Origin of the sequence: Sphingobacterium sp. B16(2022) (genome assembly GCF_012030425.1) — a bacterium.
GTDB classification, from domain to species: Bacteria; Bacteroidota; Bacteroidia; order Sphingobacteriales; family Sphingobacteriaceae; genus Sphingobacterium; species Sphingobacterium anhuiense.
Window position 1 is genome coordinate 613,336 of the sequence record NZ_JAAUVN010000002.1, and the last position, 24,716, is coordinate 638,051.

Consider the following 24,716-nt stretch of genomic DNA (forward strand, 5'->3'; position numbering starts at 1 on the left):
TTTAAATTACTTAATTTTTCACAAAATTAAACAGTGACCATCTCCTGCTAAACGTTTCATTAAAATTGTTACCTTTGCAGAAATTTAGTGAAAACGATATGTTGGATAGGAAAAAGAATAGTTTTTTGTTTTTGATTTACTTGGTTGGACTGAGTATTATTGGTTTTTTGGCAACGGATATGTATCTGCCGGCATTTGATATGATGCGACTGGATCTTTCGACAGATAAGAGTAGTATCAGCACGAGTTTAAGTTTATTTTTAGCTGGTTATGCTCTTGCACAGCTGGTCTGGGGGCCAATAGCCGATAAGATCGGGAAACCCAAAACCATCCTCATCGGACTATCATTGTTTACGCTCGCTTCTTTGTGTATCTTTTTTACCAACGATGTCCTTTCGTTACTTGTTTTACGTTTGCTGCAGGCAATCGGTGTCTGTGCTGCTGCGGTAAGCTGGCAGGCTCTGGTTGTTGAATATTATCCGGCATCTCAGACCAATAAAATTTTCGCGACGATCATGCCCATGGTGGCTTTATCTCCGGCTCTGGCTCCTTTGCTGGGTGTATATCTGTTGCAACATTTTGGATGGAGATCCATCTTTATCACCCTAGCTGGTATCGCCGTGCTCCTGATGCTGTATACCTTCACTTTAATGCGCAAGCAAAAGTTGGATACTCCAGTTGATACAAAAGCAGGTGAAAAAACGAAACAGTCCTATTTTTCACTTTTAAAATCCAACGTGTATGTGGGCAATGTGCTGCTCTATGCATTCTGCTCGGGTTCATTTTTTGCCTGGTTAACGGGCTCTCCATTTTTTCTCAAAGAACTGGGTTATGACGAAAGCCAGATCGGATTGAGCTTTGTTCCGCAGACCATTGCATTTATGATGGGCGGATATGGCTATAGGGCGCTGGCAAACCGTATTGAGACCAAAAAACTGATGCCGGTTTTACTGATTTTATATTCCGTGTCTCTTCTAGCGATATATGCTATGAGTGTGATGACGACACCTACATTGACATTATTACTGATTCCGTTCTGCGGTATGGCATTAGCAAACGGTGCATGTTACCCGATTGTAGTTGCGCAAGCACTACGTGTTTTTCCAAATAATCTGGGTAAAGCCGCGGGCTTACAAAATGCAATTCAGCTTGGAATCTGTTTTATAGCGAGTGCTATCGTTTCGGTTTTTTCAAAAGATGCACTATTGGCTACGGCAATCGTTATGGTAGGGACAATTCCATTTATGTTAATCGCTTATAGATTGACTTTAAAAGGTAAATAAAAATCATTTTACGGTCCCCGCCTCATGCTTTCTCCGACGGAAAATTCTCCCGGGTAGAGCAGTATGATATAATGATTGGGATCCTTTAATAATTTGAGATCCTGTAAAGCTGATGCGTCTGGGGCAGTTGAAAATTGAACATGATTGTTTGTTTTAGAGATCTGTATGGGGTAGATTGTTTTTTCTGTTAAGGTATCAGGATATGTTTTTATTTTGATATAATTTGGATGATCAGGATCTAGCTTAATAATCTCTGAGTATGGTTGTTGCGTTGTATCATCTCCAGAAACATATTGTACCTCGATCAAGCACATCCGTTGTTTTGCGATCAAGAAATGGGATACAGCATACAGGAAGAACAGACCAGCGATCATACCCATAAAATAAATCAGTTGCTTCAACTGAAAATTGGAGAAAGTAACATGAACTTTCATAGACGTTCTTTTTGAGGGCGGTTTTTCCCTGGGGGTTTCCTCCCGGGAAAGCCGCCCTTTTTTTTTGTCTTTATTTTTTACGATAACCTCCTTGTCGCTAGAATTATCCGCAGAAGCTATTTCCACTTCTTTATTTTCGAGTATTTCCTCTTCCGCTATGTGATTTTCCTGTTCTTGACTCTCGTGACCAATTGCTGTTGTACTTGCTTCAGGTACGATCGTTTTTTCATGATCATCAGGATCGCAAAATTCAGGTGTTCGCTTTTTTAAATGGCGCAATTCCCGCCATTTATGGAATGGTCTTGGACCAAACTGTGTGAGTATGGCTAGTAGTTTGACGATGTTTTCGTCGGGATTGCTCGTTTTAGCCGTTATAAAATTTTTAAGCGGTTTCAGTTTATCTAACGGAAATCGACGGATGCTGGTCTCCAGATCATCATATCGTTTGATCGGATTAAAGAAATCCTGAAATACCTGTGTATCTTCTTTCGATAGTCCATTTGCAAATAATTTTAAACTCAAATCTCTTAGATTCCCGGGTGTGGGATTCTCAAGTTTTAGATCTAACTCATGTTGGGAAAGCAACTCCCTAAAGTTACTTATCACCTCTTTTTTAAATTCTTCAAACTCAAACATTGTCCCAAAATTAAAGTAACCCTAGCACCCGATTTTACGGAAAACCGTAAAATAATAGACTCTTTACGCACTTTTTTGCACTGGAATTTTCGGAATTCTATCGGAATTTCTGGAATAATAACGGAAAGGTTGGAAAGATCGGAATCCTTTGATGTTTAGCTTTTTATCTGCGTTAATTTTGATTTCGAAATCAGTTGATCAATCGACTAGTTCTTTCTAGGAAAGCGACGAAAAGATTTCATAAGGAGTGGATATCGCGGTCGTTTTTAACCGGTTTGGGAAGCAGTTATTGGTTCCCGCGATTGAAGCTCACTCACTTCCCAAAAAATTCAGAAGGCCTTCTGAAAACATTGTAGTAACCCCGGGCATGAAGCCCGCGGGACTACCAGGTTTTTGACTTTTAATTTTTTGAAAAATGTGGTATTTCATTTTAGCACTTTTATTTGGCAATCCTTCAAATACAGATACAAATCACCCTCAAGCATTATCCTCTGTGCAGGATGTGGACAATGAAGGAAATACTGGTCCTGTTCGTCCTGGTAAATAAGGATAAATAAATATCAGTTAAAATAAGGCAACACAAGGTTGCCTTATTTTGTTTTTAAGCGTCTGGTTGTTTTTCCAGTAAAATTTCGATAAATTCGAACAAAATAAGTTCCTTATTGAAACGCTTTAGCTTATACATACTTATTGTCTTTTTTTATTCCTGTCAACAAGCAGTTATTCAAAAGGAAATTCCTATTGATAATCCGGCTTATGATAAGGCATTCGAGTATCTCGAAATGGGGAAAGCAGATAGTTCTTTCTTCTATTTTAATGCGGCAAAACAGATCTTTTTGGAAAAAGGAGATAGTCTGCAAGTAGCCAAGTGTTTAATCAATATGGCGATTACCCAAAAGGAGCAGGGAGACTATTTTGGATCTCAGGAAACAGCATTGCAGGCTGTTCCTTTTCTGGATGAAAATAAACCTGAACATCATAGTTTTCTCAGTATGAATTTCAATGCTCTTGGACTTTCTACAGATGAACTTTATGATTATCCAAAGGCTATTCTCTTCTATGAATTAGCAATTAAATATTCTGACGATGCGCAAAATACACTGATCTACCGGAATAATTTAGCGAATGCCTATCTTTATAATAGGGATTATAAAAAAGCTCGTGAGATATATGATGGTATCATCGGTGGTACACATAAAAATGCGGTTGAATATGCGCGTGTGCTTTCCAATCTGACAAGAGTGAAATGGAAGCAGGATGCAACTTACCCTGCAATAAATGACTACCAAAAAGCATTAAAAATTAGGCAACAAGAGCATGATCTGCGTGGGCAAAATTCTAGTTTCCTGCATATAACAGAATATTATGAAGATCAAAAACCTGATTCAGCTTTGTTTTATGCTAAAAAACGTTATGATATTGCTAAAAAAATTGCTAGTCCAGACGATCAAATTAAAGCACTGAAAACATTGATTCAATTGAGCCCCAGTGACTCCTCAAAATATTATTTTAAAATTTATAATGTTCTGAACGATAGTATTCAGGAAGCACGTCTCGTTGCAAAAAATCAGTTTACTATGATTCGCTATGAGGTGGAAAAAAATAAGGCAGATAACTTGAGCCTGCAGAAGGATAATGCGGAGAAAGAATTCAATATCGTAAGGCAGCGCATTTGGACATTCTGCGTTTCCTTATTATGTGTTACGGTTATTGTAGGCGGTACTTTATGGTATAAGAGACGCAAAGAACGTATGCAGTTTGAGGCACAAAATAGAATCAAAGCCAATCAGCTCACTATCTCACGTAAGATTCACGATGTGGTAGCCAATGGCCTTTACCGCGTCATGACAGAAATCGAGAATAGGGAAGATATTGACAGGGAAGGGATCCTCGACCGCCTGGAAATGATGTATGAGAAATCTCGTGATATTTCTTACGAAACCGAAATAACGCCAGATGCGGAGCCAGATTGTCAGAAACAAATTGCTGAACTTTTGAAATCTTTTGTGACTGAAAATAGAAAGGTCATTATTGCCGGAAATGATGCTGAGCAATGGGAGGGGGTTACGGCACATATCAAGCATGAAGTTCATCATGTGCTACAGGAACTGATGGTTAATATGCGCAAGCATAGCCAAGCAACAGATGTGGTGATCCGTTTTGACTGGTCTCCTGGGCTATTGCGTATCTTTTACAGTGATAATGGTGTAGGAATGCCCGAATCGCAGGTAAAAGGTAATGGTCTTACCAGTACGGGAAACCGTATTTCTAATTTGGATGGTAAGATTACCTTTGTCAATAATGCAGGGAAAGGGCTAAAGGTTGAAGTGTCCATCCCTATTTTTTAAAAAGATCTTATTATATGTTTAAAAAAGTACTTATAGCCGAAGATCATGAAATTGCCAATATTTCGGTTCAGAAAACACTTCAGGAGCTGGGGATCCAGACAGCAAAATATGTCTATTATTGTGATGATGCATTTACCTGGGTTAAAAATGCACAGCGGGATGGTGAACCCTACGATCTGTTGATTACCGATCTGACTTTCGAAGAAGATCATAATCCGCAACGTTTATCGGGAGGTCTGGCACTTATTCAGGCAGTTAAAGAGATCCAATCCCAACTAAAAATCATTGTGTTATCAGCGGAAAGTCGGACTGCTGTTATTGATGAACTGTTTAAAAGCAGAGCCATTGATGGTTATGTGCGTAAAGCAAGACGCGATGCGCAATATCTGAAAGAGGCTTTACAGGCCGCACATCAGGATAAACTTTATCAGTCCCCTGAAATTAAACAGTCTATCCGGGAAAAGAATTCACATGAATTTACTACGCTCGATATTCATATCATTGCCCTACTGGCAAAAGGAATACTGCAGAAGGATATTCCACAACATCTGCAGCAACAACAGATAAAGCCATCAGGACTGAGCAGTGTCGAGAAAAGATTGAACCTGATGAAAGAAGTGCTAGAATTCTCCAAGAATGAACAGCTTATTGCTTATTCAAAAGATATCGGTTTAATTTAAGTAAACCGATATTCTATCCTTGCCGAACCAGTTATACAGGGCTTCTGAATTTATATTCAGAAAGCGAATCCCTGTCTATTTGGCACGTACTTTTTATTATTGTAAAGAAGGTCTTAAGAGTTGAAACTGTAGCCCTAGACGGAAGACATTTAAACGGGTCGCATCTGATGAGGATGCGCCATCCATCTCCCCTTTGTAGTTTTTAGTACCCCAGGCGTAACCCGCAAATACCGTATAACGGTTATAATTGACGTTGAACTGTAGGCGGGGTCTAAGATCCATTTTCATGAGATCCTTGCCTCTGTCTTTTTCAAATTCGGTTTCATTGCCTTTATTGTCTTCAATACTTCCTTTTTCTTTTATCTGAAGCGTGTTGGCGATATCAACGCCCAACTGCATATCCAAAGTAATAGGTTCAAATGAAAAACGATAGCCAATGAAAGGATTAAAATTTAAAAACTGCTGGTTCAGCTTGGTCATGCCTATGATGTTATTCGTGTTTTCTAAGCTTTGAAGATATATTTTAGTCTGTAAACGTTCAAATGCACCTTCTACACCCAGTAAGAAATTGTTGCTAAATACGTAGCGGTAGTTGATCGCTCCGCCCAGGTTAATACCATACTTTACTCCAAAAGGATTGTTGGTATAATAGTCCTGTGGGCTAGAACCGTTCAGGAATGATCTAGAATCGCTTCCTGGTCCTGTAAAATTGGAAGAACCTGAAGTAACACCTACCCGCAATTCATGTGATTGGGAAAATGCAAGAATCGGAATACTGCATGTGAATAAGCTTGCTAGAATGATTTTCTTCAACATAAATGGAATTTTTAAATTATTTCATAACAAAGAAACAGCTGCTCCTTATATTATGTTTAAATTTAGGTAAATCATAGCAATAAACCCCATTAAGAATTTTATTTTAAATAAAAAATGGTTAACGTAGGACCTGTACGTTAACCATCTGTAAAAAATTACTAATTAATCAATTTGTTTGCAGTCGATCCAGCATTTTAGGGATAAACTGGATGCGATTGCAAACGTTGTAAATAAAAATTCGCACCTACCTTTAATGTGAATGATACAAAGTTAAAATTCCTAATAACGGGATTTTACGGTTTCCCGTAAAATTAAGATTTTATGACATTTCTGCATTGTTTATTGTTTTTAAATCCAATAGGGCCATATTTTTTTTTAAAATATTTTTTAAAAAAATGAATTCCACTATGCTTATTCATTTGGTTACATGCTCATTGGGGGAGAGAGGCTTGACTATCATTGCGATAATGAACCGATTAAAATCAGTCCTAAACAGAAAAGACACATCGTACGACGATGTGTCTTTTCTATATGCTTTGAAACTGCAAGTCCTAATTCATTATAATGATGCGAATTTCATCCAGTCCGCATTTTCTTCATAATCCATTAACGGGTCTGCTGTGTTGTTGCTATGCAACTGACCAGCAAACATCGCCAGGTCCATCTTGATATGCTGACGTGTTATTTCGGTCATCTTATCGTTAAACCCTGCATTGTTGATCAACAATACATATTGATAACAAACAACGCGTGCGATCATTCTTCCCAAAGTCATCATTTCGCGTTGTTTTGGCTGATCTGGAAGATTGAAATTAAGAATTTCACTGAAGAATGGTGCAGCAAGTTCTGTCCCTTTATATTGTTTTAAGAATGCCAGAAGATTGTTTTCTTTGCTTTTGCGCATCAGTTTGGCAATTGCTTCAGCAATCTGTGTATATAACATTTCATTAGATCCTTCAAAAATCTGAAATGGTCTACTGTCTACAACACCTCTGCCGGCAATATGGTCTAAGCGGTATCCATTTGCTCCTGATAATTGCAAGCATATCTGTGATGCTTCCTGCATCAGATCTGTCACGAATGCTTTTACACTATTGGCATCTACACCATGACTAGATAAGTCATTGCTGATTGAGCTTACTGTGGTGCTGTATGCACACATCGCCGAACATAGGGTAAAGGCTGCCTGTAAACGTGATAACTGAAATTTAACGGAGTCCATTTCATTAAGGCGGATGCCTGTAACACGTCTTTCATGACAATGTTGCATCGCTTCATCCAGCATACGCTTGATAAAGCCCATACCCATACCCGGAAACTGCAGTCTGCTACGGTGCAGTGTATCCAGCATTAATTTTATACCGGTACTTTCTGGAACCAATCGCTGTGCTGCGGGTACTTTGATGTCAATATTATTGATTCCATAAGGAATAGCATATAGACCAAGACTGTTGTAACGTCTTTCAACTTCAATTTTTTGTTCTGCGGCTGCGTCTTCCGTTAAAAAGAAATCAATATCACGGGTCAGATCGCCGTTTTCATTTCTTTTACGTGCAGTCACCAACCAGTAATCGGCTGCTCCTGTAAGACCTTGCCAATGTTTCTGGCCCTGTATGCTGTAATGATCTCCTATCTGCTCATAAGAAGTACGCATATTGAGCGCATCGCTGCCAAAGTCAGGCTCTGTGATCATCAAGCCACCCATTGCCTGGTTTTCCAAAAACTGTTTGAATACTTTTTCCTGAACGGTGATATTACCATACTTCGCTAATGGTTCTAGAAAAAGGGCAATGTTGATTCCGAAAATAAGGGACAGCGATAACGATTCGTACGAAGCGGCTGCTAGTACTCCCAGACACTCTTTAACATGTACTCCACGACCACCATGGCTTTCTGGAATAGCAACCGCAAGCGGTGTCATGTCCATGATTTTGCTTAAAAAATCAGGCGGTAAATCGCGCGATAGACTAAGGTTATTATAGTCATATTCCTGATTAAATAAGCTGGATAATCTTTCCTTAAATGAGGAAATGTAAATATCAAAATCTTGCGTCATGGTTGATTGTTCTAAAAAGTTAAGCATCTTAAAATGTAGGATTAAATGATGAACAATAACGAAGGGGCTTATGCAGATACCATTCTTGCTCAGCGTCTCCTAACTTCTCTGATGAGAAGTGAGTACTGAAGTAAGGTAACAAAAAACTTGTTATCAAAAAATACATTTTTTTCTGGTTTAACATGAGTTTTATAAAAGTGATTGCATATTCACCATCGCTTTGTACAAAAATAAACCTAAAAACGCAATCTCTTTGTTTTATTTAGTATAAAGATTAGGACAAATCGTGCATGTGTGGCACGAAACTACCTTGCTTTATTTCGATAAGAGGTTGGTGACATGCCTACAATTTTCTTAAAGATGCGTGAGAAATAGGACGGATCGGAGAAATCCAATTCATAACATATGTCGGCAATGCTTTTGTTGGATTCGAATAGCAGGAGCTGGCTGTGCATAACCAGAACTTCCAGAATAAGTTCCTTTGATGATTTTTTAAAAACAGAGGAGACACATCTATTGAGATAATTGGGTGATACGGCTAATTTATCGGCATAGAATCCGATTTCCTTCTGTTTTAGATAATTTTTATGAACAAGTTGCTTAAACATCATCGCAATCTCCTGACTGCGGTTGAGCATGTTGTTGGTGTTGGAAAGCTTGATGATTTTTAACAGTGCTGATTTAAGCAAGCTTTCAAATAGTTCTTTATACGGAGATGCCGTATGCAACTCTTTGTAAAGCAATCTAAATAGCTGGTGCAGATCGTGATCATCTGCTGCAGAGAGATTGTGAAGCGGTGATATGGTAAAAATATTTAAAATTTCCTGCTCTCTGAAAATGGAGGTCATGGCTGCATCATTGACCAGAATACAATGTCCTTTGGCTGATTTATCAACCGATCTGATCACCGATATATTACCATAGTTACTCATGAGGATCGCCGGCGCCTGAACCACGTATTCTTTGGGGCCGATCTGGTGTTTAAAATAGCCTTCGGTTATATGAACAAGTAAATTGTAACCCAGAAAAATAGGTGGTGTCGGAAATTTAATATAGGGCGCAATTTCGCTCAATCGAAATATTTTGACTGACGATTGCATGTATTTTAGATGTTCCAGACTGCCGGACATAAACCGTTCGACAAATTCGTTCGCATTTACTTGTTTTTCCATTCTTGATCCTAATATAATATTTCTGGTACTTACCGCCAAAGCTAAAAAGATGTTTCTTTTCTGTACCAAAGTTACGCATTGAAATGATAGCAATTTTATACTAATCTTGTGCCAATAATCACCTTTATACATCTTTCTCCATCATATTGAGACCGAGACTGCCTTAGCATGGCAATGTTTCTATACAGAAAAGGGCTATGTGTAAAACATAACCCTTTCTTTATTATTAGCCAATAGATTGCAGGATATGGTATTATTTTACTAATCCTGCTTTTTATTATTTGTAGATAGCAAATTCTTCCATCGGATTTCTTACTTTCTTCATTGGTGCTAACCAATCTTTTTCAGAATCACGGTAGCCCACGTACATTAATGATACGCTTTTTAAACCTAAGCTTGCTAAGTCAAGTACTTCATCTACGATCTGATTGTTAAAGCCTTCAGCAGGAGTAGTATCAACACGCAATTCCGCTGCCTGTGCCAATGCCAGCCCTAAACCAATATAAGATTGTTTTGCGGTATGTACAAAATGCTGTTCTTCAGTCTGAGAAGCGTATAGCTTTTTGATCATATCTGTATAACTATTGAATCGTCCTTCAGGCAATTCACGCTCTTCTGTTGTACGGTTGTAGATGGTATCGATGCGTTCTTCGGTATACTTGTCCCATGCAGCAAATACCAATAAATGAGAACAGTCGCGCATACACTCTGGATTTAAAGCTCCAGCAACTAATCTTTCGCGTACTTCTTGACTTTCGACAACGATGATTCTAAAAGGCTGCAATCCTGAAGAAGTGGGCGCTAAGCGTGCCGCTTCTACAATTTTTTCGATGTCTTCTTTACTTACTTTTTTTGTGGGATCGTATGCTTTTGTAGCATGGCGCCACTGTAAATCTTCAATTAATGCCATTGTTTTAATTTTAATGATATGTTGATAACGGAGCGTGCAATTTTGATACTAAAAAATTTGTTTTTTTTGGTGTTTTCAATTGTCAGATACTCCTGATATCAAGGTTATACTTCTGTTACTATTTTACTTTTTAATATTTTATTAGCAATGTTGCGCATACTTTCAATCTCTTCAGCACTGATCTCCAGTTCTTCTATTAACTTCTGCGGTATGCACTTGGCCTCTTTTTTCAGGTCTTTTCCAGCTGTTGTCAGGAAGATTTCGACAACCCGCTCATCAACCGTACTCCGTTTTCGCACGAGCAGATGTTTTTGTTCGAGACGTTTTAGTAACGGTGTCAGTGTACCGCTATCTAAAAACAGTTTATGACCGATCTGATTGACGGTCTGTTGGTCTTTTTCCCAAAGAACCATCAATACCAGGTACTGTGGATAGGTCAGTCCGATCTCATCGAGATGAGGGCGGTAGCGCTGAATGATTTCCCGGCTCAGTGCATAGAGGGGAAAACAGAGCTGATTGTCCAACTTTAAAAGATCTTTCATGTCAATTTTGTTTGCGGTACAAATATAAATATTATTTGCAATTAAGTTGTGTGCAATTTAAAAAATAGGGCTTTTTAATGTGTTTATTGACAATGATATGGCATAGATGGGGATAGCAATATTCTTTAAAAAGTTGTCTTGCTATCTTTTTTTAATAATTTTCCTGTTAGACTTGTGTCTTAAGAAAATATATAAAATACGGTGTGGTTGAATTAGGTTAGAATTAACTGAAATATGATCTAAATAAATTGTATTTATGATTACTGGTGGTAATTAATCGTTTTTTAAGTGTGTTGGGGCTTATTTGAAAATTTGCAAAACATTTTAACGGAGGCATTGGTTTAACTGAGAGTAAAAGGATACTGATTACTTACTGTTGGCTTAGATTAGAGTCTTTATGAATATACCAATTACTACTAAATACCGATTAGCAAAATTAATGTCTTGTTGTTTACTGTTTGTGCAACCCCTTTGTGCGCAACTCATACGTTATGAGACAAAGGATTCGCTGAATGGGAAACCTAAAATGACCTCTTTCTTAATCGGCCGTTTGAAATTAAACGGAATCTACGATATCAAGGGTAACCTGCATGGCAACAGTTCTTTTTTAATCCACGAAAATGATGTTTATGGCCGTGATAGACCGGCATTCTGGGTTGATATGCGCCAGAGTCAAATACGTTTTGCTTCCACGACGCAGCTGAAGAATGGCAAGGAGATCAGTGCGATGTTGGAAGGTGATTTCGAGGGGGGACCCAACCGGACTTCACTGTTCAGACTGCGCCATGCCTGGATTAAGTATGATCACTTTACTTTGGGACAGAATTGGTCCACCTTTGGAGATCCGGATCTGTGGCCGGCAAGTTTGCTGGACTGGGATGGTCCTACCGGGATGGTTCTGAGTCGCCGCATCCAATTGAATTATAAAAACAAATTTACGGAAAAGGGCGGTGCTGGTTATGAACTTGCGATAGAGCAAATGGAACCCCGAAGATTGTATGATTATACCATCAATACAGATCGTGGGGTAGATTATGCACCGCGACGTATTCCTGACGTCATCGGTGCATTGCGCTATGACTACGATGGGGGAAGCTTCTTGAAGGTCGCAGGGGTCTACCGCAATATTGCTTACGATTCGAAAGAAGTATTGACTGGCGATACGGACTACAGGTACAGGACAGCCAATGGCTGGGGGCTGACAGGGATGGCCAGTATTTTTTTTAATAAAAAATCAGGATTGGTCAACAACCTGCAGGCACAATGGAATATGGGGCGGGGTATCGCTGATTATTTTTTGGCTATCGGAGGTTCGGGACTGGATGGCTTCGCTCACGAAGAACAGCCCGGGCTGCTCAATTTATTGGATGTAACTGCGGGATTTATATCGTATCAGCGCTTTTGGACACCTAAATTCCATACGATGCTTATGACTTCTTATAATCATTTTTCGGGCGGAGAAAATACGCTAAGTCCTTGGAATAAAATGAATAATTATCAGTTCACCTTAAATCTTTCATACAATGTTCTAGAAAATCTGATGCTGGGATTAGAACCGCAGTTCGGTTATAAACAGCTGGAATTTGATGAAGGGCTTACAAAAGGGAAAAATGCAATGCGGATGAATTTTGGAATGCTATTTAATTTTTAACCAATCAAATTATAATACAATGAAAAGACTATTGATATCTCTAACCCTGCTGCTGTTTCTGCAGTTGGCCTATGGACAAAAGCCTAAGATCATCATATTGGCCACGGGTGGAACCATAGCTGGACAGGGGGCTTCGGCAAATCGTGCAGGGTATACTGCAGGAAAGATTCCGGTATCTGATTTGATCGGGAGTATTCCATCGATCAACGAAATCGCGGAGGTGAGCGGTGAACAGATTTCTTCTGTTGGCAGCCAGGATATGAGTTTGGATATCTGGAAAAAGTTAGCGGTTCGCATTAATGAGATTTTCAGTAAAAAGGAAGCTGACGGAATTGTGATTACACACGGTACCGATACGCAGGAGGAAACGGCTTATTTTCTGGATCTGGTGGTGGCTTACGATAGTCCTGTTGTCTTGACCGGTGCCATGCGTGCCTCTACCGCTATCAGTGCTGATGGCCCTAAGAATTTATTTGATGCCATAACCTTGGCGGCTGATGTGAAAAGCAAGGGCAGAGGTGTGCTGGTATCTTTTAATGAATCCATTTTTAGTTCAAGGGATGTGACCAAATTGAGTACGACGAAAGTCAATGCATTTGGTTCACCTAATAGTGGTGCAATCGGTCAGGTTTTTGACGGAAAAGTAGAATTCTACAAATCTTCAGACCGTCAGGTGAAACCTTTGGCTCCTTTTAAAATAGATGCTAATACGGTCTTTCCAAAGGTTGAAATTGCATACATGTATGCCGATGCTTCACCAGCTTACCTCAACCTGCTGGTAAAAGAAAAGGCCGCGGGTATTGTAATCGCGGGGGTAGGGAATGGGAATTTTTCGAAAGCTTTTACTGAACAGGTCAAACAGGCTGTAAAAACAGGCATCATGGTGTGTCGTGGAAGCAGATGTGTATCGGGTCGGGTCGTCGAAGATGGAGAAGTGAATGATGATGAATTAGGAACGTTGGTATCCGATGATCTAAATCCACAGAAAGCCCGGATACTGCTGATGCTGGGCTTGTTAAATACACATGATAAAGAAACATTGCAAGGTTATTTCTTGCGTTATTAATAGCATTATAAACGATTATCATTTTAAATAATTAAGATTATGACATCTTCTCGAATTGAACACGATTTTTTAGGTGAAAAAGAAATTAGCAACGACTGCTATTACGGTGTACAGACGTTACGCGCAAAGGAAAATTTTGATATTACTGGAATTCCGATCGGTAGTGAGCCTCTTTTTATAAAGGCATTTGGTTTTGTGAAAAAAGCGGCGGCATTGGCGAATAGGGATCTGGGTATTCTGGATGCAAAGAAAGCCGAAGCGATCGCGTATGCTTGCGACCGTTTGATCGCGGGTGAGTTTACGGATCAGTTTATCAGCGATCTGATTCAGGGCGGTGCTGGTACTTCTTGTAACATGAATGCCAATGAAGTGATTGCCAACCTGGGACTTGAATATCTGGGGCACCAAAAAGGAGAATATAAATATTTGCACCCGAATAACGATGTTAACTTGTCGCAGAGTACAAACGATGCTTATCCTTCTGCTTTTCGAATTGCAGTTTATCTTAAAATTGGGGCTTTCTCCCACGCTTTGGAGGATCTGCAAGGCGCATTTTTTAATAAAGGGAAGGAATTTGACGGCATTTTAAAAATGGGGCGTACGCAGTTGCAGGACGCAGTGCCAATGACTTTGGGACAGGAGTTTAATGCTTTTGCAACCACGCTGGGCGAAGATGTGCTGCGTATTCGGGAGGCTTCGCAGTTAATTACAGAGGTGAACATGGGAGCTACAGCAATCGGTACCGGCGTGAATGCGCCTGAGGGATATGCACAGTTATGTGTAAAATACCTAGCCGAAATAAGCCAGGTTCCCGTTACGCTTGCCGCCGATCTGATCGAGGCGACTTACGATACTGGAGCTTTGGTCCAGCTGAGCGGAACGCTGAAGCGTAATGCAATAAAATTGAGTAAGATCTGTAATGATCTTCGTCTGTTGAGCAGCGGCCCTCGTTGCGGTCTTAATGAAATAAATTTACCGGCTATGCAACCGGGTTCTTCGATCATGCCTGGAAAGGTCAATCCGGTTATTCCAGAAGTGGTCAACCAAACTTGTTTTTATGTTATCGGGGCCGATCTTACGATTACGATGGCGGCAGAAGCTGGTCAGTTGCAACTGAATGTAATGGAACCTGTCATTGGCATGGCTTTGTTTACTTCCTTGCAGTACCTGACCAAAGCTTGTGGTACCTTGAAAGATAAATGTATCGTCGGTATTACCGCAAATGTTGAACATAGTAAAAATCTGGTGATGCAGAGCATCGGGATCGTAACACAATTGAATCCGATCTTAGGATATGAAGAATCTGCCTCTATAGCAAAAGAAGCTTTAAAAACGGGTAAATCTATTCACGAAATTGTGGTCATGGAGCGTAAGTTGATTACGCAGGCGAAGTGGGATGAGATTTATTCGATCGAAAATTTGATTCATCCTAAATTTATATCGAAATGATATTTGTGCAATTTGTGATTCTGTTGGCGATGATCTTAATCGGATCACGTATGAAAGGAATCGGTCTGGGTGTCATGGGAATGATCGGACTGTTTATCTTTGTGCTGTTTTTTAAAATGACACCGGCGGATCCGCCCATATCGGTCTTACTGATTATCCTTGCTATTGTAACGACGGCAGCGACTCTTCAGGCCGCAGGTGGTTTGGATTATCTGGTGAGTATAGCGGAACGTATAATCCGTAAGAATCCGAGTCAGATCACCTTTATTGCGCCATTTACGACCTATTTTCTTTGCTTGTTTGCAGGCACGGCTCATATTGTTTACTCGCTTTTGCCCATTATTGCAGAGGTTTCGGCCAAACAGCGTATTCGTCCGGAGAGACCGCTTTCGGTATCGGTCATTGCTTCGCATTTAGCCATTACGGGCAGCCCGATGAGTGCTGCAAGTGCCTCTTTAGTTGCTATACTGGCTTATTCTTCGGCTTCTATCGATATCATGAAAATATGTATTCCAGCGGCACTCTGTGGTATATTTGCCAGTATATTAGCGGTACGAAAGAAGGGATTGGAACTGGATAAAGATCCGATATTTCTGGAGAAAATGAAGGATCCGGAATTTGCGAGATCGATGGATCCTAGTCAGATGGAAAATGGAACTACCCAATACCAACCTGAGCCAGGGGCTAAAATTGCGGTTGCGATATTTGGATTTGCAATTCTGCTGATTATATTTTTTGGCGCTTTTCCTGCTTTTGTTCCTCATGTGGGTGGAGGTCCTAGTTTCAGTGTAAATGCAAATGGAACGATCAATCTAACCAGTTTGATCATTATGATCACCTTGTCGGCTTCAGCATTTATCATGCTGATAACAAAAACTTCTGCTGTAAAAGTCGCTAAGATGAGTTTATTTACATCGATGGCGACGGCTGTTGTTTCGGTGTTGGGTGTGGTATGGATGAGTGCTACTTTTATGCTGGCGAATGAGGCAGTTATTGAACATACTTTTAAGGATATTGTAACGGTATATCCCTGGACTTTTGCGATCGCTTTATTTTTGATGGGTGCTTTGACTTTTAGTCAGGCAGCGACAACAAGGACAATTATGCCAATGGGTTTGGCACTGGGTATTACAAGTCCACATTTATTAGCGATGTTTCCGGCTGTAAATGGTGATTTTCTGCTTCCTGGTTACCCGACATTGGTCGCTGCAATAGATTTTGATCGAACGGGAAGTACGAAAATTGGAAAATTTGTCGTTAACCATAGTTTTATGATTCCGGGTCTGGTTGCCATAGCAGTCACTATTTTTGTTGGTTTTATCTTAAGTGGTATACTGCTTTAGCTAAAGGTTCTGAAAGTTTTTAAGAGACATCTTTTCCAGAAGAAAGGATGTCTTTTTGTATGTTACCTAACTGTTTAATTTTTGCTGATAGACCATTTGTTCTTTAATACGATAAAATAATAAGCAAAACTGCCTAATACCGGGATGCTAAGAATTATGAAAAACCAGAGAAGGCGGTGTACGCCTGGTATTGTTCTATTTGTCGCGGCGTGAAATAAACAGTATAAATAAGCAAACAGCACCGGTAGGATGAATATACTAAGAGCAATTATCTCAGAAGTGCCAAGATTTATGAATAAGAGGTCCATATATTTAAGTTTATATATTAATCATTTTGAAATTAATAGTTGAACTAAGGTAGTGATTTTTAATGAATTGACAAAAAAGGCTGTCATAGTCTCTATAAGTTTTATCATTTAGGATAACTAAGGGTTGTGCCATAATGAAAATTATATAGTTTTTGTCCAATTATTATTACATTTGATAGGTGCCAATGTTCTATTGGTACTATATAATGACCTAATAAATAATTGATTGACCAATTTTAAAACGCTGGAAACCGTATGCCCCATTTAAAAAAATATTTTTACTATACTGTGTTTGCCTTCTTTTTTTTAGGTATGGTTGTGCAAGCACAACAGTTAGCTAGAACTGCCGACCGTCACAATTATACTTCCGGTGCATTGATTCAGGACAAGCTTCAGGTTAAGTGGCGTTTTCAAACCAAAGGGCAGGTTTATTCTTCTCCTGTTTTATATGCCGACAAAGTTATTATTGGATCCTGTGACAGTAATCTTTATGCTCTAAATAAAGCTGATGGAAGCGTACTTTGGAAATATAAGACAGGTGGAGAGGTACGGGCTACTGCGGCGGTGGATCAACAGGTTGTTTATTTTTTAAGTGCTGATGGTCATTTTTATGCGCTAGATGTGCATACCGGAAAGCAATTGTGGACTTTTAAAACGGAAGGTGAAAAGACTTATGATATCTGGGATTATTTTCAATCTTCGGCAGCTGTAGAGTCGGGAATCGTGTATTTTGGATCTGGAGATGGACATATTTATGCGCTTGATGCCAAAAATGGAAAAGAAATCTGGAAATATAAAACAGCAGGTATTGTACATGCTTCGCCTACTGTGACAGCCCATGAAATCTTGATCGGTAGTTTTGATGGTTATTTTTACTGTTTAGAGAAAAATGGTGATTTACGTTGGAAATTTAAAACGATTGGTGAGCACTATTTTCCGAAGGGAGAGGTGCAGTTTCATGCTGTTGCGGCGGATAGTTCTGTTTATTTTGGAGCCCGGGATTTTAATAGCTATGCTTTAAAAATTAAAGATGGTACTGGACATTGGGTTTACCATCAGCCCGGAAGCTGGATCAGTGTACCTAGTCTTGCTGGAAAACAGCTGCTGCTGACTATGTCGGATTCTTATAGTGTGCTCGCTTTGGATAAGGTTTATGGAGGGAAACTTTATGAACCACGGATTCCATTAAACACGTTTAGCAGTGCTTCGATCACAGATTCTGCTGCTTATTTTGGTGCGTTGGATGGTGTGCTTTATAAGTTAGATCTTTCGAAAGGTACGGTTTCAAGTGTTTTTCAAACGACATCCAGTAAACTGAACCGGTCAAATTTTTTTGATGAAAAAAGATAAGTTACGAACTGGACTGGATGAAAAATATGCACATGATATCCATCAATTGTTTACGGGATACCTGCAGATGGGCAGTATTTTTTCTACGGTCTGGATTGATGGTCAATCATTGTATTTTGGTTCTGCAGATGGCGCTGTGTATGCACTTGAATAGGTTTGTAAGATATGTGATTTGTTTTTAGAGAAACTATTATGCTCCTTGTTTGTTTAAAAATTGCGAGCAATGATGTCTTGAAGATACTTGTTTGCTTTTATTATTGATCATAACAGAACAGGCATGGATATTTCTAAATTATTTGATTTAAGTGGTAAAACAGCTATTATTACTGGCGGAGCAGCAGGCATAGGCAGGGCTTGTTGCCAGATGCTGGCTGCTTATGGCGCGTATGTCGTGGTCGCCGATTATAACTTTTCTGCAGCGCAGCAAACAGCATCTGAAATTAATCAAGATGGTGGAAATGCACTTGCAATTGAATGTGATGTAACGAAGGATGAAGCGTTGGTTAATCTGGTGGATGCTGCCGTTTCAAAGTATGGTGGAATACATATTTTAGTAAATAATGTGGGTGGAGGTGGAGCAGGGAAAGAAAGTCCTGATCAGATCGCTGTTTCACAATTTGCCAAGGTATTTGAAATGAATGTTTTTAGTATGTGGCGGCTATGTCAATTGGTAGCGCCCCATATGAAATCGGCAGGTTATGGGAGCATAATCAACATGTCATCTATGGCTTCTATCAATACTAGTCCTGCAATTAGTGCTTACGCTTCTTCTAAGGCTGCAGTAAATCATATGACTAAAAATTTGGCATTCGATTACGGACCGGAAATCCGCGTGAATGCGGTGGGTCCTGGAGCGGTTCGAACACATGCACTGGGTACAGTGTTAACGCCGGAAATAGAACGCAGTATGCTGAAGCATACGCCCTTGCAACGCTTGGGGGAGCCAGAAGATATTGCTGGTGCGGTGCTTTATTTTGCGGCTCCGATTTCCAGCTGGACAAGCGGACAGGTACTGTTTGTAAATGGGGGCGGGGTGCAGACCTTGGATTAGGGTTTCTGAATAATCATTTTTTTTATGTCATCTAAACTTTGGAGTACTGTTGCAATAGTTGCTGTTGTTTCGGGCAATTCTGTTGTATGGTAACTATGAAACTCCCATATTTCTAAAATTTCTTCAAGTGGAACGGTATACAATTCGTAAATAGGATTTAAAGAACGACACTGTAACATTCCGTCTTGAAGCAGCGTGATGGCTTTGAATATAATATCCTGCCCCTTTAAGACTACAAGCGCGAGTGATTCGGGTTTTATTTGGCTCCAGTCTTCAATAAATTTTCCTGTTATATCCATATTTTGAGGAAAGGGCAACATGGAGTCTCCAACTACAGGAAAGGTACGATAGGTTCGGTGCTTAGAAAGATTGGGAATATGATATTTCGGTAGCTCTGAAATATAGTCCGGATCAGCATACCCTCCAGATACATAGCCAGCTCGTCCTTTTATGGGCACATAGTCAACATGTTCCTGATCGGATTTGTCAACACTGATGGCCAGAACTCTAAGATTTCCGCCTTTGATATAAATATCGTTCCCAGCTTCTAGATCGCGAATCTTTAACTCACCTAGCTTACTGATGTCAACGGTCATTAAGGTATCTAAACTGATCTTAAAATAATTGGAGATGGATAACATAAAATGTGGTTCCATTGCTTTTGTTTTGCCAATTTCAATAAGTGCAAGTTTTACCCGTGTTACATTGATGGCTTCGGAGAGTACTGCCTGACTGACTTTTTTACGCTCCCGGAGGAACTTTAGGTTATTGGTAAAAAATATTTTTGGTTCTTTATTTTCCATTTGCTATTATTAGAAACATTGAATTGTTTCTATTGGAAACAAATGTAGTGTAAAGTATTGATTTTTTATAGGGCATTATGGTGACACCTGACGATTTGGATTTATTTTTGTAAATAGAAAAATTACGCAAAGTTGATCGGAAGTTAGTTAGTTCCTGTAAGATATAGAATAATGAGTTGCAAACTTTGTTAAATTGATTGAGGTGAACAAGTTGAAAAACATAACGTATGCCATCGTGGATATTGAAACTACGGGTGGAAATGCCCGGGGCAGCCGTATGACAGAAATTGCGATTGTGATTCATGACGGAGAGAAAGTCATTGATCGATGGGAATCGTTGATTAATCCGGAACAGCATATTCCATTGGCTATTTTTGCACTGACGGGAATTGATAACGAGCTGGTGGCAGATGCGCCTGTATTTGGTGATATTGCGCAAAAGGTTTTCGATATGCTGGATGGGCGTATTTTTGTTGCTCATAATGTCAACTTTGATTATTCATTTATTCGTCATCAACTGGAAGAACAGGGGTATAAATGGACGGCACGAAAACTATGTACAGTACGACTGAGCCGTAAAATAAAACCGGGTTTTCGATCTTACAGTTTAGGAAAGCTTTGCGACAGTTTAGCTATTCCTATTTCAAATCGTCATCGTGCCGGCGGAGATGCAGAAGCAACGGCCATATTGTTTTCTTCTTTACTGCAGTGGGATACTGAAGGTGTGGTGGATGAAATGCTGAAGAAAGCGGCTCCGGATCAACGACTCCCGCCTAATTTGGCACCAGAGGATTTTGAAGCCTTACCGCAGCATCCGGGCGTCTATTATTTTATGAACCAATACGGAAAGGTTATCTATGTTGGAAAAGCCATAAACCTAAAGAAGCGTGTTGCATCTCATTTTACGGGACATAATATCAATAAACAAAGACAGCATTTTTTAAGGGAGATCTATCATATCACATTTGAGGTGTGCGCGACGGAACTCATGGCGCTATTACTGGAATGTACAGAAATAAAGAAACTATGGCCGGCCTATAATCGTGCATTGAAACGTTTTGAGCCTAAATTTGGTTTGTTTAAATATGAAGCACAGAATGGCTATCTGTATCTTGCGGTCGGTAAATTGAAAAAGCACTGTCAATGTATTCAGGTATTTAATCTGGAATATGATGGGGTACAGGTCTTGCGGCAGTTGATGGTTAACTTTGAGCTCGATCATCGTATGTGTACATTTGGTGCTACAGAAATACCTTATGCAAGTAGGTGTTTTCCGGATGAACCGGATTTGCCGGAAGTTGAAAAACATAATGCGCAAGTGGAATTGGCTGTCGATCATCTTTTGGAGCAGCAACCTACCTTTGTAATCGTTGATAAAGGAAGAACACCAGAGGAGAAAAGTTATGTCTGGGTAGAGCAAGGGAATTTTTATGCCATGGGCTATCTGGATGAATACGTACAATTCGAGTCGATGGAAGATATCCGTTCTAGTTTACAGCGATATCCCGGCAATCACTACATGATACAACTGATCAATGCCTATATGACGAAGTATCCAAGAAAGGTAACTTATCTGAACGATTGTCAGAAAGCTGTCGTATTACCTGAATTAACTGGAGATTCGGATGAAGAATCTTTGATCTTGTTTTAAGTATCCTTATTATTGAATTAAAATAAAAAATAAACGAATGGAGTTTATACTTTCAAAAATAAATATTGTTGTTTTCTTGTTTCTTGCCGTGATGCATATGTATTGGGTATGCAATGGACAGTTAGGAATTGCGGCCACGATCCCGACAAAGTTGAATGGGAAGAGAGTTTTTACCCCCAGTCGGTTTGGAACCTTTATCGTCGCTGTTGGGTTGTTCCTGTTTGCGGTGCTCAATATGGTTTTTGATGGTCTTGTTCAGGTACCAATAGCACCCTCCTATGTTGTTTATGGTATGTGGACTATTGCTGTTATATTTCTACTTCGATTTATAGGGGATTTTAAATACGTCGGCATTAGTAAAAGATTTCGAAAATCTGTTTTTGCTAAGAAAGACACTTATTTCTTTAATCCTTTATGCTTTTTTCTATTTGTTTCCCATATTTTGCTTGTCATTGACTAGTACATGCTAGAAGTATTTGAGGTAAGGGATTCAATATTTGAGTAAAAGGGTTTGGGGATACTTTTGCAACGATATAAGTAAAGTGTCTGTTAGAATAGGTGTAGTCATTTTTATAAGATGAAAGTGGATATTAAAATTAAAATCGCATCCGGAGCGGATCTGGATGGAATACTTGCGTTACAATTTGAAAACCAGCCTGCACAAGGTGGTACATTGTCAGGTGGACTTGGACGGGAACAAATTGTAGCCATGATGCAAGATATGCCTCAAGTAGTGGCTATCTCGGAAGATCAAGTTGTTGGATATTTATTATCTACATCTAAAATGGTCTATAAAAAGCATCCTGTACCGATTCTTGATGCTATGTTTAGTGCTTACAGTGGCGCTTTAGATTCGTACGTGTATGGTCCAATTTGTGTAAATCAGGATCTGCGCGGAAAAGGGGTGGCACAATTGATGTTCAGCGAACTTATAAAGCAGGTGCCAAATCGAGAAGGGATTTTATTTATTAGAAGAGACAACATACCATCTTTACGTGCTCATGAAAAAATGGGTATTGCAAAAGTTGGCAGTTTTGTATTTAGGGATACCGTTTTTGACGTACTTGCTTATTTGCCTGCAGCAGATGAGGATAAAAAATAGAAGCTTAAGCTCAAAATAGATATTGATTGCGACCAACTCGGAGAAACCAAGTTGGTCGTAATTTTTTGGTGTAATTAACGTGTTTTGACGTACTTTTAGATGTGATCTATTCCTGCTTTATATTGTGGAGTATGGTCCACTTTAGCGAAAATATGAGGGGCATTCATTTCAATGCCTGCGGCTAGAAAATCGTTCAGAATCAACTGAAAGATCTCGGACTGTGCCAGTGCGATTTCAGCAGACTGCGAAATGTAAACATTTAGTTCATAGAGGACATAAAAGTCATCCAGTTTCTTCTGCAAGACAAAAGGTGCTGGTGTGGTATTGACCCGTGCTACCCGCGGAGGTATGTTTAAGAGCATTTCATGGATGCGTTCCCAAGGTTCTTCATAGCCTACTGTTAATTCGACCTGAAAACAAATTCCCTGATCTGAAAAGGTGGAATAGTTCACGGTGTTACCTGACAAGATGGATGAATTAGGGATGGTTATCTCCTCATTTTTAATGGTCCTCAGTCTTGTTACAAGCGGTGATTTTTCAATCACGACGCCAGTTTTATCAGCTATCGTGATGCGGTCTCCGATTCGGAAAGGCCGCATATAGGTAATCACAAGGCCTGCAATAATGTTGGATATTGCTGAAGATGAACCTAATGAGAATAGCACCCCAATAAATACGGATATACCTTTGAAAATATCCGAGTTAGATCCTGGTAGATAAGGGAATATCAGGACGAGTGTAAATGCTTGCAATAGAAAGCGGACAATGGTAAATGTCGGCATCGCAAATTCACGATGGAAACCATTCACTTCTAGTTTTCCTTTGTCAATCTCCGTAAAGATGTATTTTACCAATCGGACGGCATAACGCATTACAAATAGGATAACAAATACGGTGATGAGGTTGGGAATATAATCCCAGATCGCTAAAAATGCCTTTTTTAGAGGTTTGGTAAATAGGCCGATCAAACTATTGGCCCAACTTTGTGTAAAGGGGAAGACACTGAATACAATAGGCAACATGATAAAGGCCATTAATATGATAAGTGCCCAGCGTAACATGTTGATGCTATTGATCAGGATGCGGGTTTTTTGAACGGAACTGACTAAAACATAATTCTTGATTTTAACATCTTTGATCAGCTGTGTGCGTTCGGTCATGATCCGCTGTACACTGTAATCTTTAATTTTATTGATCAATAGTATCAATAAGTAAAAAACAATAAAGATGAGCGCGATAAGCCCGATGCGGATCAATAATTTTGAAATACTGTTTTCTTCTTTTTCTCGGTTAATGGTTTCCTGAATACTTTTTAGATATTGTTTTGCGATTTCTTCTTTACTTTTTCCTTCAAGCAGTGCGTCTAACTCAGTAACTGAAGTGATAATGAGGTCTTTATATACAATGTCTGAACTGATTTCATTGTTTTCAATTTTGAAGGAATCGACCTTTACAAAATCATCTTCGTATAAGTTTTGAATGCGGGTGACGACATTGTCAGCTCGGTCTTTTGCTAAAGATGAACCGAGTTTATTGTATATGTAAAACAGCGTATCGTTAAATGGAGCGACAGCATAACGTTTGGTGTTTTTTTTGATTGAATCAACTTTTATTTTTAACTGCTGATTTCGGATGATATTTTCTTCATCAAAGTTAGTGAGCTGTTGTTTTAGGTCTTCTTTCTTTGCGCTATTTTGTGTCTTTAGATTTGTGATTTCATTTTGAAGCTTAACACGTTCTAAAGAGTCGTTAATCTGTTGCTGCCTGATCCCATTTAATAGGGAACTCAGTCCAAGTTCTTTTGTATTAACTGAATCTGTCTCCTGAGCCGGGAGCTGAAGGACGGCTGAAAAGCATAATAAAGCAGTAAGGAAACAAATGTAAAGTCTTTTCATATTGCAAGCTATTTTTTGATTCTAAGCCATATAACGAATGTACCTATGGTAGATTTAGTAGACCAAACATAGATAATTTTGCTTGTATTACACAATGCGGCTCTTAGATATTCTGCTATGAAACGATACATTGTACGATCTGGGCATCTTTTCTTAAAAAAAGAAGCCCC

23 protein-coding genes are annotated in these 24,716 nt (G+C 39.4%); 14 read left to right on the forward strand and 9 right to left on the reverse strand.

The annotated features are described in order from the left end of the window. Positions 1 to 74: 74 nt before the first annotated feature. The gene (punC, locus tag HCX49_RS12860; RefSeq protein ID WP_206368452.1) at positions 75 to 1,283 is read left to right on the forward strand and encodes a purine nucleoside transporter PunC; all 1,209 of its coding nucleotides are present in this window, start codon (positions 75 to 77) and stop codon (positions 1,281 to 1,283) included. Between the two features lie 8 nt (positions 1,284 to 1,291). Here punC and HCX49_RS12865 read toward each other — a convergent pair whose 3' ends face one another. Then, complete coding sequence (locus HCX49_RS12865; RefSeq protein WP_132770455.1) at positions 1,292 to 2,353, reverse strand: hypothetical protein; 1,062 nt, start codon at positions 2,351 to 2,353, stop codon at positions 1,292 to 1,294. A gap of 415 nt (positions 2,354 to 2,768) precedes the next feature. Between HCX49_RS12865 and HCX49_RS25695 the strand changes: the two genes are divergently transcribed. The 3 genes from HCX49_RS25695 (at position 2,769) to HCX49_RS12875 (ending at position 5,381) form a co-directional block, all read left to right on the forward strand. Then, a complete protein-coding gene (locus HCX49_RS25695) occupies positions 2,769 to 2,900 on the forward strand; it encodes a hypothetical protein (RefSeq protein ID WP_021188240.1) in 132 nt (43 codons plus the stop codon). Between the two features lie 115 nt (positions 2,901 to 3,015). Beyond that, a complete protein-coding gene (locus HCX49_RS12870) occupies positions 3,016 to 4,701 on the forward strand; it encodes a tetratricopeptide repeat-containing sensor histidine kinase (protein ID WP_168127305.1) in 1,686 nt (561 codons plus the stop codon). A gap of 14 nt (positions 4,702 to 4,715) precedes the next feature. Next, positions 4,716 to 5,381, forward strand: a complete 666-nt coding sequence (locus HCX49_RS12875; RefSeq protein ID WP_021188241.1) for a response regulator — start codon at positions 4,716 to 4,718, stop codon at positions 5,379 to 5,381. A 96-nt stretch (positions 5,382 to 5,477) separates the two neighbouring features. On the opposite strand, the gene HCX49_RS12880 is transcribed toward HCX49_RS12875, so the two are convergent. The 5 genes from HCX49_RS12880 to HCX49_RS12900 form a co-directional block, all read right to left on the reverse strand. Next, positions 5,478 to 6,197: an outer membrane beta-barrel protein gene (locus HCX49_RS12880; RefSeq protein WP_021188242.1), complete on the reverse strand. Its 720-nt coding sequence runs from the start codon at positions 6,195 to 6,197 to the stop codon at positions 5,478 to 5,480. A gap of 559 nt (positions 6,198 to 6,756) precedes the next feature. Then, positions 6,757 to 8,253, reverse strand: a complete 1,497-nt coding sequence (locus tag HCX49_RS12885; RefSeq protein ID WP_168127306.1) for an acyl-CoA dehydrogenase family protein — start codon at positions 8,251 to 8,253, stop codon at positions 6,757 to 6,759. Between the two features lie 305 nt (positions 8,254 to 8,558). Beyond that, entirely contained in the window at positions 8,559 to 9,425 is an 867-nt protein-coding gene (locus tag HCX49_RS12890; protein ID WP_168127307.1) for a helix-turn-helix domain-containing protein, read from the reverse strand. Between the two features lie 277 nt (positions 9,426 to 9,702). Continuing rightward, positions 9,703 to 10,335 carry an NAD(P)H-dependent oxidoreductase gene (locus HCX49_RS12895; protein WP_168127308.1) on the reverse strand — a complete coding sequence of 211 codons (633 nt, stop codon included), beginning with the start codon at positions 10,333 to 10,335 and terminating at the stop codon, positions 9,703 to 9,705. 104 nt (positions 10,336 to 10,439) lie between these two features. Then, positions 10,440 to 10,877 carry a MarR family winged helix-turn-helix transcriptional regulator gene (locus tag HCX49_RS12900; RefSeq protein ID WP_168127309.1) on the reverse strand — a complete coding sequence of 146 codons (438 nt, stop codon included), beginning with the start codon at positions 10,875 to 10,877 and terminating at the stop codon, positions 10,440 to 10,442. A 397-nt stretch (positions 10,878 to 11,274) separates the two neighbouring features. Between HCX49_RS12900 and HCX49_RS12905 the strand changes: the two genes are divergently transcribed. From HCX49_RS12905 to HCX49_RS12920, 4 genes are read left to right on the forward strand one after another with little or no spacing between them, the layout of a single operon-like run. After that, the gene (locus HCX49_RS12905) at positions 11,275 to 12,528 is read left to right on the forward strand and encodes a hypothetical protein (protein ID WP_168127310.1); all 1,254 of its coding nucleotides are present in this window, start codon (positions 11,275 to 11,277) and stop codon (positions 12,526 to 12,528) included. A gap of 19 nt (positions 12,529 to 12,547) precedes the next feature. Beyond that, on the forward strand, positions 12,548 to 13,594 hold the full coding sequence (locus tag HCX49_RS12910) for a type II asparaginase (RefSeq protein ID WP_168127311.1): 1,047 nt from the start codon (positions 12,548 to 12,550) through the stop codon (positions 13,592 to 13,594). Positions 13,595 to 13,630: 36 nt separating this feature from the next. Further along, positions 13,631 to 15,043 (forward strand): aspartate ammonia-lyase, encoded by a 1,413-nt coding sequence (aspA, locus tag HCX49_RS12915; RefSeq protein WP_380921841.1) that lies wholly within the window; start codon positions 13,631 to 13,633, stop codon positions 15,041 to 15,043. Beyond that, on the forward strand, positions 15,040 to 16,386 hold the full coding sequence (locus tag HCX49_RS12920) for an anaerobic C4-dicarboxylate transporter family protein (RefSeq protein ID WP_168127313.1): 1,347 nt from the start codon (positions 15,040 to 15,042) through the stop codon (positions 16,384 to 16,386). The genes aspA and HCX49_RS12920 overlap by 4 nt, the downstream gene beginning before the upstream one ends. Positions 16,387 to 16,460: 74 nt before the next feature. Here the strand turns inward: HCX49_RS12920 and HCX49_RS25835 are convergent, their stop codons facing one another. Continuing rightward, a complete protein-coding gene (locus HCX49_RS25835) occupies positions 16,461 to 16,694 on the reverse strand; it encodes a PLDc N-terminal domain-containing protein (RefSeq protein ID WP_132770437.1) in 234 nt (77 codons plus the stop codon). A 255-nt stretch (positions 16,695 to 16,949) separates the two neighbouring features. Here HCX49_RS25835 and HCX49_RS12930 point away from each other — a divergent pair, with 255 nt between their 5' ends. The 3 genes from HCX49_RS12930 (at position 16,950) to HCX49_RS12940 (ending at position 19,095) form a co-directional block, all read left to right on the forward strand. After that, on the forward strand, positions 16,950 to 18,044 hold the full coding sequence (locus HCX49_RS12930) for a PQQ-binding-like beta-propeller repeat protein (protein ID WP_168127314.1): 1,095 nt from the start codon (positions 16,950 to 16,952) through the stop codon (positions 18,042 to 18,044). After that, positions 18,031 to 18,198: a PQQ-binding-like beta-propeller repeat protein gene (locus HCX49_RS12935; protein ID WP_168127315.1), complete on the forward strand. Its 168-nt coding sequence runs from the start codon at positions 18,031 to 18,033 to the stop codon at positions 18,196 to 18,198. Before HCX49_RS12930 ends, HCX49_RS12935 begins: the two co-directional genes overlap by 14 nt. A 123-nt stretch (positions 18,199 to 18,321) precedes the next feature. After that, the gene (locus HCX49_RS12940; protein WP_168127316.1) at positions 18,322 to 19,095 is read left to right on the forward strand and encodes a glucose 1-dehydrogenase; all 774 of its coding nucleotides are present in this window, start codon (positions 18,322 to 18,324) and stop codon (positions 19,093 to 19,095) included. Here the strand turns inward: HCX49_RS12940 and HCX49_RS12945 are convergent. Beyond that, positions 19,092 to 19,898: an XRE family transcriptional regulator gene (locus HCX49_RS12945; RefSeq protein WP_168127317.1), complete on the reverse strand. Its 807-nt coding sequence runs from the start codon at positions 19,896 to 19,898 to the stop codon at positions 19,092 to 19,094. The genes HCX49_RS12940 and HCX49_RS12945 overlap by 4 nt on opposite strands. A gap of 202 nt (positions 19,899 to 20,100) precedes the next feature. On the opposite strand from HCX49_RS12945, the gene HCX49_RS12950 reads away from it, so the two are divergent. The 3 genes from HCX49_RS12950 (at position 20,101) to HCX49_RS12960 (ending at position 22,651) form a co-directional block, all read left to right on the forward strand. Next, positions 20,101 to 21,549: an exonuclease domain-containing protein gene (locus tag HCX49_RS12950; protein WP_317166831.1), complete on the forward strand. Its 1,449-nt coding sequence runs from the start codon at positions 20,101 to 20,103 to the stop codon at positions 21,547 to 21,549. A gap of 37 nt (positions 21,550 to 21,586) precedes the next feature. After that, a complete protein-coding gene (locus tag HCX49_RS12955) occupies positions 21,587 to 22,009 on the forward strand; it encodes a DUF3995 domain-containing protein (RefSeq protein WP_132770429.1) in 423 nt (140 codons plus the stop codon). Between the two features lie 117 nt (positions 22,010 to 22,126). After that, the gene (locus HCX49_RS12960) at positions 22,127 to 22,651 is read left to right on the forward strand and encodes a GNAT family N-acetyltransferase (protein ID WP_168127318.1); all 525 of its coding nucleotides are present in this window, start codon (positions 22,127 to 22,129) and stop codon (positions 22,649 to 22,651) included. Positions 22,652 to 22,746: 95 nt separating this feature from the next. Here HCX49_RS12960 and HCX49_RS12965 read toward each other — a convergent pair whose 3' ends face one another. Beyond that, positions 22,747 to 24,546 carry a mechanosensitive ion channel family protein gene (locus HCX49_RS12965; protein WP_132770425.1) on the reverse strand — a complete coding sequence of 600 codons (1,800 nt, stop codon included), beginning with the start codon at positions 24,544 to 24,546 and terminating at the stop codon, positions 22,747 to 22,749. Between the last annotated feature and the right edge of the window lie 170 nt (positions 24,547 to 24,716).